Source organism: Flavobacterium sp. (genome assembly GCF_044371705.1).
Lineage (GTDB): Bacteria > Bacteroidota > Bacteroidia > Flavobacteriales > Flavobacteriaceae > Flavobacterium.
The window spans coordinates 1-3057 of sequence record NZ_JBILTE010000251.1 but is presented as its reverse complement, the minus strand read 5'-3'; the positions used below and the strand labels follow the sequence as shown (position 1 = coordinate 3057).

Below are 3057 nucleotides of genomic sequence, written 5' to 3'. Positions count from 1 at the left end.
ACAAGTTACTTTCTGCACCGCCTAAAATCAAAGACAACCCATAATGATTGGGTGGTTTATTGATATTTTTCAATTGATATTTCTGCAATTGCTCATAAAAACGATTCACTCCATAGTCTTGCAACATCAAAACAGCCGGAATATTTAACGAACGCGATAAAGCCCGTTGAGCCGGAACCGCACCGTCAAAACTAGCATTAAAATTCTGCGGATTGTAACCCGAGATTTGTGTGGGAATATCCGGAATCAACGTATTGGGCAATAATTCACCTTCATCGAGCATTGCCGCATACAACAAGGGTTTCAAAATACTTCCGGTGCTTCGGGGTGCACTAATGATATCCACATCTTTTTGATGGTTGGCATCGGTTGGACTGTTCCCAACATAACTAATGACGTTTCTTGTTTCCACATCAATCACCAAAACGGCAATATTATACACTTCATTTTGTTTGTATTGACCGTAATAATTTTTTACAATTTGATTCACTCGTTCTTGAAGTGGCAACTCTATCGTCGTTTCAATTCGTTTTCCCTCATTTCTTTTAGCGATTCGCTGCAATAAATGCGGAGCAGTTTGCGGCAAATCAAATGGTTTTTGAGGCAAAGATTCTTGCAATGCCAAATCATACGTCAGTTGGTCGATGACTTTACTTTCAAAAAGTTTTAGCAACAACCGATTGCGTTTATTCAATAACTTCTCTTGATTTTTTCCCGGATATATCAAACTGGGAGCATTAGGTAAAACCGCTAATGTAGCCGTTTCAGCCCAAGATAATTGATGTGATTTGACTCCAAAATAACGCCACGAAGCCATTTCCAAACCTACTACATTACTGCCAAAAGGTGCATGAGCCGCATAGAGATTGAGGATTTCATTTTTGGAATGACGCAGTTCCAAACGCGTAGCTAAAACAACTTCCATGATTTTTTCAGCATACGTTCTGTTTTTTCCTTTGCGGGAAAGGCGAATGACTTGTTGCGTCAAAGTGCTTCCGCCACGAACAACGCGATTGGCTTTACTGTTTTGCCGAAAAGCGTTCCACATGGATATCGGATTAAAACCCGGATGTTTATAAAAATGTTGGTCTTCGAAAGCGATGATGCATTGTTGGAATTTCTCCGGAATACTATCCGAAGCCGGAAACCGCCACTGACCATCGCGAGCGATTTTGGCTCCCAGCAAATTCCCTTCTTTACTTTCAATAACGGTGGAATACGGTTCGTTGAAAAGCGTTCGTGGCAAACAAAAATAATAGCCAATCAGCAACAGCAGAATCAAAACGGCTTTGATTTTGTGTTGAAGGATTTTGGATTTGGCTTTATGGAAGAGGAATTTGAGCACGGAACGAAATTATGATTTTTTGGGATTGTAACCACAAAATAGTATAATTTATTGTGGGTTTGAAGATTATTAGACAATTTAAATTGCATTCATTTGGAATCCGAAAATTTGTAGTTCCGGAAAAAATAATTTCACTACAAATTAACAATTGTTATTCGTTCACAAACAGATAATTAGCGAAATTTGATTGTTAATTATTTTGATACAATTGTATCAATCCTAAAAAAAATAAAGATGAAAAATTTTGCTATTTTTTCAGTGGTTTTCACCACCGTTTTTTTGGTTGTCTTCACTGTTTTCAGTCAATTAGATGTTTCTCTACGAATAATGAATGCCTTATTTATTTCAGGAAATATCTTAGTGGTTCTGATGGTTTACAGTGTTTTAAAAGACAAGTACACCACCACAAAAACATTTAAAGATTGGTATGAAGACAAGCCGAAAGAGCAGTTTTGATATTGGATTAATTAAGTGTTCAAACTATTGGAAATAGGGTGGTAAGTTTTACTCATCAATCAAGAGACTTTGGAGAGCAAGAAGTCAGTAGACTTTGAAGACCTAAAGGTTTTTTAAGTCAGTTCAAGTACAAATTGTTCCAAAAAACTAAAAAAACCTATTCGCTTTGTTCTTGTACATAGATTAGTTGACATAAATTCCTTTTCTGCTTTTTGGTCTTCAAGTCCCCAACCAACTTTGAATTGTTCTTTATAAGAATAAACTAGATATTTTTCGTTTAATTCAAAATAATTACCGCAATCTGCACCAGCACCACTGGTAATTATAGTTATTCTCTCCAAATAATCAAACTCATTTTTACCTTTATGAATATGTTTGATTTCGAAAATGAATTCATATCGCACATAGTCAACGATTCGGTCATCAAAAGTTATTTTTTCTTGTGATATTATTTTATTGACCTTTACAACTTTACCAGTTAAAACAAAGTCAGTTGTGTTTTGACCTTTTAAAATACCTATTCTTAAACAGGAACAAGCCAATGCAGAGCTCAGCGAAAAAGTAAGAAATAAAATTGTAATTACGTTTTTCATTTTGTGAATATTAATTCATCGAAAATAATTCAGGTTTAATAATTAGAAAAATCTTGTTAAGTTAACTGTATTTTCGACAGTGTAACCTATTTTGTAAAATTACTTTCATTTGTCAATTCACTATGCAAACCCTCATGCAACCAGCTTAATGCAGACTGACTGACATTGGTGTGTTCATTTATTTCTATTCCCAAAAATACTACTTTTCTGTTGAAAATCATTCTTTTGAAATGGGTAGTTGAGTCAATCATCAAACCTATACTAACAAGGTTTTTATGAGAATAATTTACTCCGAAGGCCAGTGACTGCGGATAGACCAGTCAGGAAAACTAGTGAAGTATGTAATTATCACCAATTTTTAATTCCAAGTAATTCTCTCATTCGTTCATTATATTTATATAAAATTCGATGTTCCGTTAAAGTTCCATGCATATTTTCAGGGTACTCAATTTTAAATCCGACTTTTTTTGATTTTGATTCCAATTCTGCTATGAAATCATTAGAGTAAGTAAATCCGTTTCCAAGTAAATATCTTTTATTTCCTGCAAAGAAGTCTTGTTCTGCTTTTTTAATATTGAATTTAATATAAAATTCAGCTGCTTTTGTCGAGTCGATTTTATTTGAGATATGATAGTCGTTAATTTCAAATGTAATACTATCCCT

General features: G+C 34.4%; 4 protein-coding genes. 1 reads left to right on the top strand and 3 read right to left on the bottom strand.

Annotated elements, in window-relative coordinates; genetic code table 11:
* The coding region (locus tag ACIQ2S_RS12495) for a transglycosylase domain-containing protein (protein WP_396176490.1) at positions 1-1309 on the bottom strand (1309 nt) is incomplete at its 3' end.
* A 270-nt stretch (positions 1310-1579) separates the two neighbouring features.
* Here ACIQ2S_RS12495 and ACIQ2S_RS12490 point away from each other — a divergent pair.
* Positions 1580-1801: a hypothetical protein gene (locus tag ACIQ2S_RS12490; RefSeq protein ID WP_396176488.1), complete on the top strand. Its 222-nt coding sequence runs from the start codon at positions 1580-1582 to the stop codon at positions 1799-1801.
* Between the two features lie 113 nt (positions 1802-1914).
* Here ACIQ2S_RS12490 and ACIQ2S_RS12485 read toward each other — a convergent pair whose 3' ends face one another.
* Together ACIQ2S_RS12485 and ACIQ2S_RS12480 are read right to left on the bottom strand one after the other, a co-directional pair.
* Entirely contained in the window at positions 1915-2394 is a 480-nt protein-coding gene (locus tag ACIQ2S_RS12485; RefSeq protein WP_396176486.1) for a hypothetical protein, read from the bottom strand.
* 348 nt (positions 2395-2742) lie between these two features.
* Positions 2743-3057 (bottom strand): hypothetical protein (locus tag ACIQ2S_RS12480; protein WP_396176484.1); only part of this gene is annotated, 315 nt, incomplete at its 5' end.